Below are 16,559 nucleotides of genomic sequence, written 5' to 3' on the forward strand. Positions count from 1 at the left end.
TAACACACTTTTTACAATCCATAAAGGTAAAGGAAAATTCAAACAAAAAGACCTGAATTTGAAGATGCTCAAATTCAGATCTTTTTGATTTATCTACTAGTCGGCGTCCAGGTAGCTTGTCTCTTCCCTGAGATAGCCCTTAATGTTCCTCGCAATGCTGCATAATTAACTAAACAGAAGTAATAAGGGATGTATGTGATTTTATTACTAGACACCCTTCCTACTAGCGCTAGAAAATAAAATAGTATTTGCAAACCAAACAGCACTTGATACAATGGCTGATCTAATAGAAATAAATTCAGAACAAAAATGGCAATCATATAATATGGTACTAACCATCTTAGCAGCTTATGAGACATATATTTATAGAAGAATTCGAAATTCCCAAAGGGATTTAACATCTTTTTATAGCTCAAAATTCCTGTGAAACTACGTGTGACGATTCTTATTTTGCGACCAAATTCTTCAGAAGATTTTGGAGAGGTTTCTTCAACAGTTATCGCATTTGGTTCATAAACAAAACGCTTTTTCTGATGAATAATAATTAACGGGTTTTGCATATCATCACCTACGTTAGGATTCATTTCTTTAAATAAATCTTTTCGTAAGGCATAAATAGATCCATTCGCTACAATTGTAGTTCCAGTAGAAGTTTCAAGTGTTTTTAATAGTTTTTCATACTTCCAGTAAGCGCCTTCTGATTCACCAATAGATGAGTTAGTTGGATTAATTAGTCTTAATTCACCACAAACCCCTCCCACTTCATCATTCTTGAAGTGTTTAACGAGATGATGAAGTGCGTCTTCATTATATAGAGAGTTGGCATCAGAAAAAACTAATACATCTCCACTAGCTAGTGGAACTGATTTGTTTAAGGCAGCCGTTTTTCCCTGTCTCCCTTTCACAACGTTTAATTTAACATTTGGATATTTCTCAACAAACGAATTCACAATATCATTTGTCTGATCTGAAGAATCATCAGATACTACTATTATTTCTAGCTTATCTTTTGGATAATCTAAATCGATACTATTTTGAACCTTTCCTGCAATTACCTTCTCTTCATTGTAGGCTGCAATAAACAGCGTTACTTTTGGTTGGAAATCTGACTTATCCACCACAGATTTTTTAATAAAAAGTGAGATTACTTTCAGCAAAATCGGATATCCAATATAGATATACACTGAAAGAGTAATCAACAGCCAAAAAAATATTTCTATTACCATTCCATAACTTCCTTCCATGTCACAATCCAAACTCCCCTATGACTATCGCTATTCTTATACGTTAATACTTCAAGCAAGGCCTTCTCGCCAAACATTGTCACTTATCCTACTATTTCGTAATTTCAAGAGTTGTAAACTTCTAACGACTGTTCTCTTTTTCCAAATAAATTCTTTAAAAAAGGCTGTTTTCGCAAAGTTTTTGGCTTTTCGAATCAGCTTATCATCTATGAAATAGCCACAGTGTATACGAAAAGAGCCTTAAAAAAGTCTCACATTAAAACGACTCTTTCTCGATATTATTCTTATTCAATCAAATATACCAAGAATTCTCATGTATCAAAATTGCTGAAAATTAAGACTTACATAGCAATCGAAATCTCTACGTTAATAATACTCACTCAGAAATAATATCTTTCAGCCAACTTTTCAATGGGCCATTAAGGTCATTCCTCATTAAAGCAAACTCCACAGTAGCTTGTACAAAGCCATATTTATTGCCGATATCGTATCTCTTCCCCTCAAATGAATAACCATAAACCTCTTGAATTCGGTTCAATTCTTGTAGCGCATCTGTCAGTTGGATTTCATTCCCTTGTCCAGGCTCAATATCCTCCAATATTCCCAAAACTTCTGGAGTAAGGACATACCTGCCCATAATCGCCATATTGGAAGGAGCATCTTCATACCTTGGCTTTTCAACTAGGCCCTTTATTTTATAAAGCGGTCCTTTAGATTCGGAGCCTTCGACGTCGATAACCCCATACTTGGAGATCTCCTTACCCAATACTTCCTGTACACCGATAATACTTGCTTGTTTGTCTTCAAACTCATCGATTAGCTGTTTTAAGCATGGCTTTTCAGAAACAACAATATCATCTCCAAGTAAGACGGCGAATGGATCATTACCAATAAATTTCCGGGCGCACCATATCGCATGTCCTAATCCTCTTGGTTCCTTTTGACGAATATAATGAATATCGGCTAAATTCGTTATTTGCTTAATTTGCTCCAATTCCTCATATTTCTCTTTCATTGTGAGCAGTTCTTCAAGTTCAAGCGATTTATCAAAATGATCTTCAATTGCTCTTTTCCCACGACCAGTAACAATCAAAATATCTTCAATTCCAGATGAAACAGCTTCTTCAATAATATATTGAATAGTAGGTTTATCAACAATTGGTAGCATTTCTTTTGGTTGGGCCTTCGTTGCTGGTAAAAATCTCGTTCCCAAGCCCGCTGCAGGGATTATCGCCTTTTTTACTTTCAATGAATTCACCTCTTAGTTTTAAAATGGCTTTTATTTCACATTGAAACTCTATTATATAGCGAATAGGGACTTGACTCAAATTAACCTATCTCATCTAGTTGACCACATATGTTTGATGGACAGAAAATTGTGTACATCAAGCTGTCTACCCACAATTCTATTCCTACAGAAAACAAACTTCTTCACGAGGATTCATCATCATTTTACTTACAAAAATCCACTTGTATTATATCATATTTTGCTCTTTCTTAAATCTGTCTAGGTAGATATGAAATGCTATCCCATGAAATTATATTCCCAAATCGATAACACAAACAGATAAAAAACTATTATTTCACAACTTGGAGAATCAATCTTATCGGAATCGTGAGATACTCAGTGTAACACAAGATGATAATGAAATTATTTTGGTTTAATTAACCTATCTCATTTTTCATAAAATCATCTATTGAGGGATAAAATAATTTTCCTTATCAAGAACCATAAACCGTTTCAGATGATGATTGAAGGTATATTCACTATTATTTTATGCATGTTATGATTTATTTACAAAAAAATACATATACTGATGAAGTTAGTTTTCAATTACCTGATTCACTAAATTGGAAATTCATTTCTCAAGAGCCATCACAGCCCTAAATCAGAATTATTTAATAGACAGAATGAAAATTTGAAAATCTACTGTCAAAATCTGTATGAAACGCGATCTAACTTCTCCCATAAAATGCATTATTATGAATAGTTTGGGCAGGATACAATAATCTTTTTTAAGGCTCATTTCGTATACTGTTGCTATTTGCACAAAGAAAAAACAGGCAGTAAGGTTTTTTCGACTGATTTCTTACTTTTTATTTAGAAATGGAGAATTTTTCAATAGGAAAAGAGCACGAAGTCATACAAATCAGGGGATATATTCCTATTCGAAAAGCCACAATTTTCGCGAAAACAGCCTTTTTAAAAGTATAAGAAAAAAGCTCAGCTGGTGTGCTGAGCTTTTTCGTTATTCAATATCGCCTTTTAACGTTTTGTTATTAAGTAATCCAAATAGGACAAATAGAATTGTGATGGTTTGTAAATTAAACAATGCTTCTGACGTTAAACCCGCAAAGGCAAACCCTGCAATCGATAGGTTTATAGCTAAGGCGATAGATTTTTTGTCTTTGGAAAGATCCTTTTTCAGCATAAATAGTGTTTTGAAGAATGAACCTATATAGAAAATACCGTAAATTAGAAAACCTAACAAACCGTATCGAGCCAGTATATATAAATACTGATTATCAGCAAATGTGATAAAGTTATTCTCCATAAGTCCATTACCTACAATTGGCGATTCGAGAAACTTCTCTAAATTCATTTCCCAGAATTCAAACCTTTTTTGAAAGCTACTTACAGATTCAAGTTTCTTAAATAATTTTCTTATTGCTAAGCCACTTTCATTTTCATTTTCATTATTATTTTCGTCTTCTTCTAACTCTCCAGTTGTAGAATCTCTCGGAACGTCCACAACCTCATGATCCATCGCTATCTGCTTCGAGGCATAATCTAAATAAGGTATTTGAGGGATCAATAGGGAGCCGACTAATAAAAACACGACTAAAACGAGTAGGCTACTTATGAAACGTTTTATGGAAAACTTCATAATGAAAAACGAGTTAATAATTATCCAATACCCTGTTATTCCAGTAATAGTTAATACTGCAGTTCTGGAGGTGGTCAAGTACACGCTTATAAAAATCGTTAGTAATAGAAAAATCGACTTCCAAGAAAATTTCCCTTTAAAGGATATATACCCCAGAACTAGTGCTGCACTAAGGACTAAAAAAGTACCATATAAATTGGGATTAAAGAAAGTACTTGGGACTCGGTGAATTTTTAATATCATATCATAATGTCTCTCATTTAAAATAAATAATAAACCGATATGATTATTAAAATTAAAGATATTAAACAGTTGTAGAACAGCAATTAACTCAACAATAATAATCATAATAAAAGTTGGTTTTAATAACTTCTTTAACCCTGAGATAGTTACATATTTTGCTACATAATAAAACACCAAATACATCAGAAAACGATACATTTCAAAATAATCCACAAATGATGAGGATTGTGGTGATTTTAATATTCCCCATGTGTTTGAAACGACCAAAGACATCATTGTAAAAAGAATGAATATTGTAACATAGTCTCTTTTATTATCTTTGATTATATCTCCAAGTGTATTGGGATATTGATTCTGATTGAATAAATATAATACCAATACCAATCCTGCAATTAATTCAACTAAGATTATTATTAAACTTACAACTCCTCCACCAAGTAACATTCCTGGTGAAGGCTTAAATACCATTAACCCCACCACAAAGAGAAATAGTATGAGTTGGGTTCTATTACTTAATTGTATCTTCATGTTGGGCTCCTCCGCTTTCTATCACGATTTCTTTATATAAATCAGACATTAGTTTTGTATTTTCATTCCAGTCATAATTTAAGATAACATGTTCTCTTCCACTTATCCCAAATTCTGTTCTTTTGGATTCATTTGTATACAATAATTCAAGTTTTTCAGCTATTTTTTGTGCATCTTCAGGTGGTACTAAGAAGCCTGTTACACCGTCTTTGACCACTTCAGGTAACCCTCCTACATTTGATGCAATCACAGGAACCCCACACGCCTGGGCTTCAACAGCCGCTACTCCAAAACTCTCAATTAAAGATGGAATAACAAACACATCGAGAGACGAAATAAATTTAGGGATCTGTGCATGATCAACTCTCCCTAAAAAATTCACTTTATCAGTAATTCCTAATTTATTTGTTAGCTGTTTATACTCTTCTAAATAAGGTCCATCTCCAGCTATCTCTAATTCAACTTCTTTTTCTTCCAACCCCAAACCGTCTAAGAACAGCTTAAATCCATTTATCAAGTATTCCACTCCATATTTGGGCTCCATACCTTTTGCAATCCCAATTTTAAATTTAGGATTCACTACTTCATGGCTTTTTTCCTTTGGCTTAAAGTTCATAATATCGACACCGAATGGAGTAATGACCATCGGTTTTGAGTTTTTTAAATATTTTTTTGTCTCTCTTTCTAAAGCAGGGCTCGTTGAACATATCACGTCAGATTTTTTTAGAGCAAACTCAAGTATCCCTTTTGAAATAAAGTTTTTCTTAGGAAAATCATAGATATCTGATCCCCAGACAGACAAAATGTATGGATGAAAGTTTGCGAGTGCTCCGATAAGACCATAGCTTGATGCATAGTGTGAATGTAGCAAGTCGGGTTTTTCGTCTTTGATGATCTTGTTTAACTTCCCAACAGTAAAGAAGTAGGCTATTTTATGAGGAACTACTAAATCTAAGTAAACCCTCTTTATATGTGTCCAAGAATTTTCTTGTGAATCCTTATGGTTTGCAAGACTAATATTGACAACTTCAATTCCAATGGAATCATAATAATCAAGCCACTTTTTTGTATGAACATTGTTAGCAGGTGCCAAAAACAGTATTTTCATAGCTTATATATCAACCTTTCTTTTTCTTGTCTTAACCCATCGAATATTCTTCCATACCTAATAAAACTATATCGAGTTATGATATACTATACAAATAAACTAGACAATACTAATCATAATATAAATATGAATCAAACAGAAAGATTTTATCAAATAAATAAGTGATTAGTTACTCTTTTTTTTTGAACATTTATTTATGTAGAAAGATTATTGTTCACTTATGTTGAATTTTTTTCGTTTAATTCTGCCCCGTCTAATAGGTTCAATTCACATGAAAATGTCGACCTACATAATATTTTTATTATGAAAAAAATACACATACCAATTTAGACAACTTTTAGAAAGGATCTACTATGTTTAAGCATACTTTTATTTACTTTTTATCAAAGGGCGTTCCTGGAATAATTAATTTTATTGGAATCGCCCTATATACGCGCTTACTTTCGACAGAAGAATACGGTGAATACGCACTCGTAATAGCCGCTGTTACCATTGTCAATTCAGCTTTATTCCATTGGTTAAGGTTAGGACTTCTCCGTTATAACCCCAAATATGAAGACAATAAAAAGTCGATGTTTATCAGTTCAATGACCGCCACCTTCATTTCGATTGGCCTATTAACAATTATTCTAGGTTCTGGAATTTTTATTGTTTATACGCCATTACATTCTCTAGCGCTATTGTGGTTTCTTGGTATTGGATTATTGGTAATGCAAAGTACTTTTGACTTATTCACAGAGTATTTGCGCTCTGAATTACTTTCCACTCTTTTTGGTTTAGTGACTTCCCTAAAAGTAACTTTATCTTTAGGGCTAGCATTACTATTCATTCAAGTGTTTAATTTGGGTGGAGAAGGAATAATATTAGGTCTATTTTTCGGGAATTTTTTATCTGTAGTCTTCTTTCTCCCTAAACATCTACATTTATTCAATTTTAAGATTATCAATAAAAATATGATAAAAGAAGTGGTCATTTATTCCATTCCCTTTATCGCCGCTCTTTCAATGGAAGCCATTATTTTAAATACGGATCGCTATTTAATTGGTTGGTTTTTATCGAAAGGGGCTGTTGGAATTTATGCTGTTTCTTACGATCTTGCTAAGCAAATTCTATTTTTATTAATGATGATTATTAACCTTGCCGCTTACCCGCTTGTCATTAAAGCGCTTGAAACTGATGGAATAAAAGCCTGTCAAAAACAATTAAATCAAAATACGGCCATGCTCTTACTCGTTGCTCTTCCAGCAACTATCGGCATGATTCTACTGAGTGAACCCTTTACTCAGATTATATTAGGGAAAGAGTTTCTAGGAAAATCAGCAACCATATTTTCTTTAATCTCATTTGCTATATTACTACAAGGAATAAAGATGTTTTATTTTGACCTTGCATTTCAACTAGGGAAAAACACTAAGCTACAAATTTATCCAGTGATAGCTGCTGCATTATTAAATATTTTATTAAATCTTATCTTCATTCCGAAGTACGGGATCGTCGGTTCTGCGTATGCAACAATTTTAGCCTATATGTCCTCTTTATTCCTAAGTGCCTTTATAGGGAAAAAGATCTTCCCTCTTTCGTTCCCTTTCCGTGAAGTTGGAAAGATTCTGATTGCCACAGTAGGGATGGGATTGATTATTTGGTCTACGTTAAAATTTGAAGGCACTATTGCTTTCGTGTTTCAAACCACCATTGGATTGATTAGCTACTCTAGCTTTGTTCTGATATTAAACATTTTAAATATACGTACCCTACTAGGCAAAAAACTAAAAAAATCTCCTGAATAAAGGAGATTTTTTAGTTAGGCTGTTTTCGCATACTTTGTTGCTCTAGCATATTAAAATGGATAGAAACACTCTAGCCTTTCCTCATTCCGAGTAAAAAATAAGGCGAAAAGATGCTCAAACTCATTCTTCATCACGAAATAAGGACTCCTGCTAAAAGCCACAATCTTTGCGAAAACAGCCTAGTTAAAACATATATTTATTTTTAAAATCGAACACTATGCTATTGATTCATCGATTCATCATCTTTTTCGGTATCAGCAACTATTTTGTTAGGGTCTTCGCCATTTAAAAATGCTTTTATTGCAGCAATGTTTTCTTCATACTCAATATCTAACACTAACCCTGCATCTTCGTACCGTTCATTTGAATACGATCCCTCAATAGGAATCGTTATTGATTCAATTTCATCCACAGGGTTTAATATAAAATCTTTCGCTAAGCTTACTCTTTCCATGCTACTGATATTTGTCTCAATAAAAGGTGTAATACTCCCGACTAATTGTGGCAGTTTTGCTACTCCTTTAATTGATATCAACTCTTCTTTTAATGCATTAATCACTTCTTGTTGTCGTCTTACTCTGCCGAAATCTCCCTCTGCGTCCTGCCTAAAGCGAGCATATCCCAATAATTCTTCACCGTTTAATTTCTGAGTACCTGGTTCCAAAACGACTTCAATTTTTTCTGACATTCTCTTTTCAACGTTCATTTCAATTCCTTCTGGAGCTAAGACGTCAACCACTTCTTGGAACCCTTTAAAGTCAATTAGTGCATAATACTGAACTTCAATATCAAAATTTTCTTTAATCGTTTGTCTTAATAGTTCTGCTCCCCCTAGGAAATAAGCGGTATTTAATTTCCAACTCCCATTCCCTGGAATGTCCACGTAAATATCCCTCATTAATGAGACCGTCCTTGCTGTTTCCTTTTCTGGATCATATTGAGCAATCATTATAGTATCTGTTCTTGCTTGTTCTTCACCTCTAGCATCTATTCCTAGCAATAACACATTAATTCTACCTTGATCATCCTTTTGACCATTAAACTCTTCAATATCTTCAGAAAAAACCTCTGATAGCCCTGCTTGTTTTAATCCCTTTTGGTACTGAAAAAATATATAAGATGGAACAGCCACTATTACCAGCAAGAATAACACAAGTAGCCTCCGAACCAAGAGTCTTCTTTTCCTGTATTTTCGATTCTGTTTATGATCATTACGAGTATTCATAATTTAATTTTCACCTTTCAGATGGAAGATCGATACAATATATAATTTTATCATGAATGTCTAAAAAAAAATAGAAACTAATTCATATACAACTTCTGTTAGCACTTGAAAGGTTGTTAAAAATCCACCCTTTGGAAGAGTTTAGTGTCAGATACGACTAAAAAAAATAGTTCATTGGTATTCTTTTTTTAAAATTAGCAACAATAAATATCTTTTCTCCGTCCTAAGATAACTTTCAATAATGTTCTGCTTTAGGTACCTCCAACTTGTGAATGAAAATAACCTATAAAAATTCGCCCTCATTTGAAAATTCCCCTTCTATTCAAAACGTAATTCAGTAAAATTATGTGCAAAATAGAACAATTTGATTAATCTATTAGGCCTAAAAACACCTTTCTTCGCACCAATATTTCAACTTACTTATTTCAAAAAAACTCTATCACTGGATGATAGAGTTTTTTGAAATATAGTTTGAACATACTTTTTATTGATTTAGCTTTATTAAACAAGCTGTTGATTTAGAAAGATTTCCATTTATCTTGCATTGAATGTATAAACGAAATCAGACCATTCTTTTGTATCTGTTGGGAAATACACTCAACCAAATGGCGACCACTTTCAATCAATGCACAGCTAGATAATTCCATGTTTTTCTAAGTTTCTAGAGTCTATCTGACAGGAAACAAAATGATGAACTTGGACAAGGTATGGAGTCAGTTGTCTTTAAGTAAATTTTTTAGTTCAATCTTATCTAGGGTATACCCTAAATCATATTCAGATAGCAATACAAACTGCCTTCTATTGTCCTACTAATCTCATGAACTCATCAATTTCCCAGGCTTTTTCAATAGAAATTGCCCCTGGCCCACCTAATATTCTATAGCTCTCTGTAGGATTGAATAAACGGACACTATCGGACGTCGTCTTACCGCTATACGGATCAACTAAAATCACTGGACTATTCGACCTAGAAGCTACCGAACTTATTGTTAAGGCATCTGGAAAATTTCTTCCTGTTGCAAAATACAATGTTTGCCTATCATTATTTGAAAAGGTTTGATGAACTTGATAATTTGTTTCATAACGATCCATTCCAAAAATGCGAAAAGCTGCTGGGAGATTTTTAGTCAATGAGGCAGAGATTACATTATTACCACCAATCACATATGTTTTCGTGATATTGTTGTCCTTAATATACGCTTCAACAATATCAGGAATTTCTCCTTTTTTAACAAACAAAATCGGATATTGTTTACTTCCACTATAGCTTGCTACAGAAAGGGCATCTGGATAATTTTCACCTGAAACAATAAAAGCTTTATTTGTTGAGTAGGGTATCACTCGATTGATTGCTACAGCTGTTTCATATCGATCCTTTCCCGATATTCTACTCGTTTCTACTCCTAAACCATTTATTTCACTTTCCACTATTTGAGGTATCGCACTTTCTCCTCCAACTACCAGTACATATGTTGGGTTTAGTCTTTCCACCTCAGAAATGACTGACGGAGCTAGCTTCCCGTTTTTTACTAATAAAATGGGGCTATCTAGAAACGAAGCTAACGGGGAAACTGCTAAGCTATCAGCAAAGACGTCGCCACTAGCCAGTATCAAAAAAGTCCCATTTTTGTTTTCACCGTTGACTACGATTTCTTTGTTCTTAAGCTCTGACCAACCATTTCGAGCTATCTGAGCTGCTGTTTCAATAGATGTTGCGCCGAACAAACGGTTTTTTTCTTCAATATATTGTAGTGCTGACTCGGCGTTAACCAAGCCTTCGCCTAATAATTTCACAGCTGGTAACGGTTTTGTTGAGTTTTCAATAATTTCTTTCAGTTGTAGTCCTGTAAGAAACGGGGAATTTTGCTTTAACATTGCAGCCATAGAGCTCACAATTGCAGTCGACATACTTGTTCCGCCCAGAGATTGATAACCATTTATCCAAGTACTATAAATATCGGTTCCCGGTGCTGACACATCTACACCTAGACCAAAATTAGAAAAAGTTGATTTTTGTACAGTAGTCGAATCAATACTCCCTACTCCAAGTACATTCGCATAATTTGCAGGATATAGGACACCTTGTTCACTGTCATTCCCCACTGCTCCCACCACTAAAGATCCTTTGTTTACAGCATAATCGATCGCTTCCTGTAATGAACGCATATTGCTATAACTACCTAAGCTTAAATTAATTATGTCTGCTCCATTATCCGCCGAATAACGTATTCCTTCAATAACGGTTGACATATAGGTAGTCTTACCATCGAAGACTTTGATTGGCATTATTTTTACATTTTTCGCTATTGAAGCAATCCCTTCTTCATTATTAGTTATCGCCCCAACTAGACCTGTCACATGAGTACCATGACCATAGTAATCCATTGGTTCCTCTGATTCATCTATGAAGTTTTTCCCATCAATTAATCTGCCCTGCAAGTCGGGATGAGTAAGATCTACACCAGAATCAACAACTGCAACAATTACTTCCTTTTTTAATTCATAGTTCTCCCATGCTTCTAAAACATTCATAATATGGTAGTCTTTCTTCTGTTGAAAATATAATGAGTCATTCGGATAATTATTTTGTGTATAGACAAGTTGATCTATTTCTGCAAAATCCACTCTAGTTGAATAATTTAATTGCTTTAGCGTACTATCTACCCTACTTTCAGGGACAGAAACAATTGTTAAGTTTGAAGCTTCCTGATTGGATAATTGATTAGTGCTATTTTTCTCATTTTTTTTATATTTGACGACAATACGAACATCATTTTGATCCGCTTGGACCGTTTCTATTGAACTAATTTGTAGCCCAATAAGAATAACCAAAGAGGCTATTAATCTATAGACTCTCAAAATCTCACCTCTATCAAATATTCTATTCTTTTTAAAGTATAATCAATTCTATAAGGGCGTGTCTACGCAAAATATAATATTACCAACAAAAAATAAATAACAGCTTTTACAGGAGCTACGCTCTTTCCTCTGCCGATACACCACAATTAAACGAGATATCAGTCCATTTTCCTATCTTTTTCATTTTCCCATTGACATCATGACGTTCTTTCACCAAATGGAAAAGAATTAGTATTTCAAAAAGACCTAGGAAAACAATAAACCTATCCGCTAATGAAATAGCAGATAGGTTTATTAATCTTACATTCTACAATTTATTTTGATACTTTTGCTTGCAGAGCATCTCTAGCAGCTTGACCTACTGCACCTTTACCACCAAGGACAGTAATGGAAGAAATTTGATTTGTGTAAACAAATTTCGTCAAGAATGCTTCGACTTCTTTTGGTAATCCATTCGGATCTACTAGTAATAATAGTCCATCATTTGCCGTAACTAGTGGAGCAGCTGATAGAGCATCCGGGAAGTTTGAACCACTCGCTACATATAACGAGTCTGTTCCAGAGGCAAATTCACCTAGGATTGCGGTTAATGTGCCATAGCGATTCACACCTGACAGACGTTTCACATTAACTGCTACTTCTTTCGCAGATTGTACAACACTTTCTGCCACAGCGTTTTTACCACCAAGAACATATACTTTTTCATTTTCAAGGATAGCTTTCGCTTCATCTGATAACTCACCATTAGTTAGGACGATTGGCATTTCGTTCGCTCCAGCAATAGCAGCAGCACTTAGAGCATCTGCAAAGTTCTTACCAGTTGCTACGAATACACCATTTCCTTTGAATCCTAGATCTTGAAGTTCTGCAACAACCGCTAAGTTGGTTCCATAACGATCGCCCATTCCTTCTGTTTCTAAACGTTTGACATCAGAATCTGCGATGTCAATTTCTTTTAATTGCTTCACTACATCTGGAGAAACGACACCTTTTCCACCTAAAATGTAGACATTCTCAGCACCTAATCGCTCGATTTCAGCAAGCACTTCTTTTGATAGCATTCCATCATTACCAACAGGTAAAATTGGGGCATCGATCGCAGCTGCTAAAGGTCCAGCTGATAATGAATCTGGGAAGTTATATCCCGTAGACAGGATTACTGTCTTATATTCATGATCTTCTGCAAACCCGTCTGGATGCAAGTCCGTTGAAACTCCAATTGCTGTACCAACACGATCTGCACCAGCGATTTCTGAAACCATATCACCAGTAACTTTTACAGGTAATAGAGATAAAACTTCATCTGTATTAGCATCGACTAAGTAAACGGCGGCAATAGAACTCATGCTTTCAGATGGAGTAGTAATTTTGACATCTGCAGTTACGGATTTTCCAACACTAAGCTTGTGAGTACCTGCATCATCCTTATCAACCTCAACCATACCTTCGCCAGCTTCACCTGGAGATGGTACTCCAAATTCGCTAATTGTAAGGTCTAGCATAGTTGTTGGATCAGTAGTAGCAAATCCTTCGATTGCAATTGTGTACGTACCATCAGCAAGACCTGTTAGGGAAATCATTTCATCAGATGTAGCTCCAGCAGAGGATGCAACATCATTCCCATCTGAATCTTTCAAAAATAAATCTACATCGTCACCAGCATGTTTAGGATTTGATGTTTGAATCTCTAATGAAACATTGTTTTTTATTTCAATTTCTTGGAAATAGAACTGATTAGATCCAGGAACTTCTACTCTATCAGTAGATGTTTTAGGTGTGCTGAATGGAGCTCCAACGACCTTGACATCTCTTGCAGAAGATAGATAGCTTGTGAAAGTCACAGATTCCATTTTCTCGCTGCTTGGTGCTACTAAACCAAGGTCTATCATACCCGGCTCAGCAACAACGTCTTGAACAACTGCTTCAAGCTGGAATTTGTTCAATTCTTTTCCTTCCATTGGTGCAGTTGATGCGTAGACATGAACTTCCCAAACACCTGGCTTAGGTGATGTAAATACATTATCTTCTACATCTAGACCACTATAACCTGCGTAGCCTTGGAATTCACTTACCTCAACACCATCTGGATCAAAGACGATCATACGTACTCGACCTTGATATTCATCGTTTTTACTTAGTGCATTTAAGGAGAAGCGTAGCTCACTTACGCCTGGAGTTACCTCAAATGTATAGCCTTTTGTTTTTGAAGCTTGAACTTCCCCGTTTTCACGGAATCGGAAATTATTCTCTTTGTTAAATTCATGACCTGTTATAATAGTTTGAGCTGACCTAGCTTCGACATAAGGCGTTGATGCATCATCAAATACTAATGTTTCAGCATTTACACCCGTCTCTAGTAAAGCTGAATCATAATCAACAGTGATTGTCTTACTACTTCCAGCAGCGAGGTCAATTTTCGAAACTGAAGGGTTAATCCAGTCTCCTGTTGCTGAAACATCAAGACTCTTAGCTTCATCTGTATTATTTTCAACTAATACTTCAACTGTTTCAGGGATATCTTTATTTCGAACATATAGTCCTGGTCCTCCTGAAACTTTCTCACCATGATACACAGTTACGTCTACTTCTTTGACTTCATCAATGAAGTTATCACGAAGATACTCGTAAGCTGCTGGGACATCAATTAATCCGCCACCTTCTTGCGCACGATTATATCCATCTAAGTGATTAGCTGTTTGAATCAGTGCTTCGCGTGCAATTTCATAGTTAAATGGTATACGATCTTTTATCGCTGCTGATTTGAGTAATGCTACTGCTCCAGCGACATAAGGTGATGACATGCTTGTTCCTTGCATTACCACGTAAGGTCCGTTTTGCATTGGATGTGCAGCATATGCAGATCCCGGTCCTACGATATCTGGTTTTTGATTACCCGCTTCATTAGGTCCTACAGACGAGAAGTACCATAAACCTTCACCTTCTTTTGCCGTTCCATCATCATTTTTTCCATATGGATAATTACCATATTCCTTTGCCCACATGTCAGAAGTGATGTGTGCACCTACTGAAATGATTGGACCAACGTCACCAGGAGATCCAACTGTATCAGCACCTGGTCCAGCATTACCTGCAGATGTAACGAAGACAATATCAGTATCTTCACTTAAGACACTCATTAATTCTCCATAGGAACCTAATCCATCATTCAAGTCTGGAGATGAGCCTAAACTTAAGTTGGCTACATCAGCGCCAAATCCACCTTTAGATTCAGGTAAAGCAGCATCGACCATCGCTTTTTGGATACTAAATGTATAAGCTCCACCAGAAGCTTGGAATACACGCATCCCGACTAGTTCTGCTCCAGGAGCCACACCTTCTCCAGCTACTGCGCCGTATTCATTGGCAACAAGTGGACCATTAGCAGCCGCGATTCCAGAAACATGGGAACCATGACCATTAAAATCAGTAAATAGATTAACTTTTTTCAGTCCAGCACCAAACCAGTCTAATTCCATATCATTAACACGGAAGTTTGCTCCAAGGACGTCATCTGTTACGTCAATATCAAAAGAACCTGCTTCATTATTAGCATAAGCAGTTTCATCAGTAAAATCTTTGTCCATATCTGTATCAATGTAAACCTTGTCGTCTACAAGTAATACAGCAAAGTTGTCCGAGTTACCATTTACTCCATCTGCATTTAAATCTTGATTTGTCCATCGAGAGTGACCCTCTGGATAAGGGTTTGTTTCAAAATAGGTTTCACCAAAATAAAACTTATCATCTGAAGCATCTAGACCTGTTGTGTTATATGTAGTTTCACCAACAGTTACAGTATCTCCTTCACTATGACCTGCATCGAAGAGAACATCTCCCTCAGAAAGATAATTAGCTCCATCACTTAAATACTCTTTATAGCGATCTTCAATCGGAAAATTAGCAAAACGACTTGAAATAGTATAATCTCTTACTCCGACAATCTTAGAATCTCCATATTTACGAGTCGCTTCATCTAGTGCTTCTGTAAAGGACTCATGACCCGGATCTGGACCAGAATCAATAACAGCGATACGTGTGCCACTTCCATCAAACTTATTGTGGAAATCCGTTACGCCAGTTGAATCATGTGTTTCAATTTGATCTGGAGTAACAACAGCATCTTCGTTCACAGTATTTTGTCCCTCAACCTGTAATTCCTCTTCATTAACAGTTCCTAACTGTACTTCGGCGTTTGACCCTACTGTCCGAATACCTTTAACATTTAGGACTTCCATAACCTTGCGAGTTGGAACATCTGCTAGGTACACATAATTTTTGTAGTTCGATTTTACCTCTACACCTAATTTTTCTAATTGATTTGTCGCATCAACTTTCCCATCCCCAACAATTACAAGCTCTTGAACAGCTTGTTCACTTAAGGATAAAGCGATTACTTCTGAGAAATTTGATACCTTAAACTTTTTTGTTTCTTGTAATGCCGCTTCAGCTTTTTCTGGATTGTAAGTAGCTACTCCGGCAAATGAAGAAGCTACTAATGTAGCACTTGCCATGACCGATAGCACTTTTTTCTTAAACGTCAATACTGTTTCCCCCTTTTTAGTTTAATAGAATTAGTTCGAATTACTCTCTATTTTCCAACAAAATTTAATAATTGGAAAATTCGAACTCTACTTAGTATTCTAATAGTAGTTACTTCTTTAGTCAACAAAAGGAGGT

General features: G+C 35.4%; 8 protein-coding genes. 1 reads left to right on the forward strand and 7 read right to left on the reverse strand.

The window, feature by feature from the left end; all coding sequences use genetic code 11:
* Window positions 1-89: 89 nt before the first annotated feature.
* From U8D43_RS07550 to U8D43_RS07565, 4 genes are all read right to left on the reverse strand, one after another.
* A complete protein-coding gene (locus tag U8D43_RS07550; RefSeq protein ID WP_335870575.1) occupies window positions 90-1,226 on the reverse strand; it encodes a glycosyltransferase family 2 protein in 1,137 nt (378 codons plus the stop codon).
* A 394-nt stretch (window positions 1,227-1,620) separates the two neighbouring features.
* On the reverse strand, window positions 1,621-2,493 hold the full coding sequence (gene galU / locus U8D43_RS07555) for a UTP--glucose-1-phosphate uridylyltransferase GalU (RefSeq protein ID WP_335870576.1): 873 nt from the start codon (window positions 2,491-2,493) through the stop codon (window positions 1,621-1,623).
* A 1,000-nt stretch (window positions 2,494-3,493) separates the two neighbouring features.
* Entirely contained in the window at window positions 3,494-4,903 is a 1,410-nt protein-coding gene (locus U8D43_RS07560) for an O-antigen ligase family protein (protein ID WP_335870577.1), read from the reverse strand.
* Window positions 4,884-6,011: a glycosyltransferase gene (locus tag U8D43_RS07565; RefSeq protein WP_335870578.1), complete on the reverse strand. Its 1,128-nt coding sequence runs from the start codon at window positions 6,009-6,011 to the stop codon at window positions 4,884-4,886. The genes U8D43_RS07560 and U8D43_RS07565 overlap by 20 nt, the downstream gene beginning before the upstream one ends.
* A gap of 353 nt (window positions 6,012-6,364) precedes the next feature.
* On the opposite strand from U8D43_RS07565, the gene U8D43_RS07570 reads away from it, so the two are divergent.
* Window positions 6,365-7,798 carry an oligosaccharide flippase family protein gene (locus U8D43_RS07570; protein WP_335870579.1) on the forward strand — a complete coding sequence of 478 codons (1,434 nt, stop codon included), beginning with the start codon at window positions 6,365-6,367 and terminating at the stop codon, window positions 7,796-7,798.
* A gap of 220 nt (window positions 7,799-8,018) precedes the next feature.
* Here U8D43_RS07570 and U8D43_RS07575 read toward each other — a convergent pair whose 3' ends face one another.
* The 3 genes from U8D43_RS07575 to U8D43_RS07585 form a co-directional block, all read right to left on the reverse strand.
* Window positions 8,019-9,023 carry an LCP family protein gene (locus U8D43_RS07575; RefSeq protein ID WP_442893576.1) on the reverse strand — a complete coding sequence of 335 codons (1,005 nt, stop codon included), beginning with the start codon at window positions 9,021-9,023 and terminating at the stop codon, window positions 8,019-8,021.
* 798 nt (window positions 9,024-9,821) lie between these two features.
* Entirely contained in the window at window positions 9,822-11,882 is a 2,061-nt protein-coding gene (locus U8D43_RS07580) for a S8 family serine peptidase (RefSeq protein ID WP_335870581.1), read from the reverse strand.
* A gap of 314 nt (window positions 11,883-12,196) precedes the next feature.
* Window positions 12,197-16,423: a cell wall-binding repeat-containing protein gene (locus U8D43_RS07585; protein ID WP_335870582.1), complete on the reverse strand. Its 4,227-nt coding sequence runs from the start codon at window positions 16,421-16,423 to the stop codon at window positions 12,197-12,199.
* Between the last annotated feature and the right edge of the window lie 136 nt (window positions 16,424-16,559).

This window comes from Bacillus sp. 2205SS5-2, from assembly GCF_037024155.1.
Classification (GTDB): Bacteria; Bacillota; Bacilli; order Bacillales; family Bacillaceae_K; genus Bacillus_CI.

What these genes read in the sequence shown, in the direction of transcription:
- U8D43_RS07550 (WP_335870575.1), bottom strand. Translation starts at nt 1,226, where the DNA reads ATGGTAATAGAAATATTTTTTTGGCTGTTGATTACTCTTTCAGTGTAT.
- U8D43_RS07560 (WP_335870577.1), bottom strand. Translation starts at nt 4,903, where the DNA reads ATGAAGATACAATTAAGTAATAGAACCCAACTCATACTATTTCTCTTT.
- U8D43_RS07565 (WP_335870578.1), bottom strand. Translation starts at nt 6,011, where the DNA reads ATGAAAATACTGTTTTTGGCACCTGCTAACAATGTTCATACAAAAAAG.
- U8D43_RS07570 (WP_335870579.1), top strand. Translation starts at nt 6,365, where the DNA reads ATGTTTAAGCATACTTTTATTTACTTTTTATCAAAGGGCGTTCCTGGA.
- U8D43_RS07575 (WP_442893576.1), bottom strand. Translation starts at nt 9,023, where the DNA reads ATGAATACTCGTAATGATCATAAACAGAATCGAAAATACAGGAAAAGA.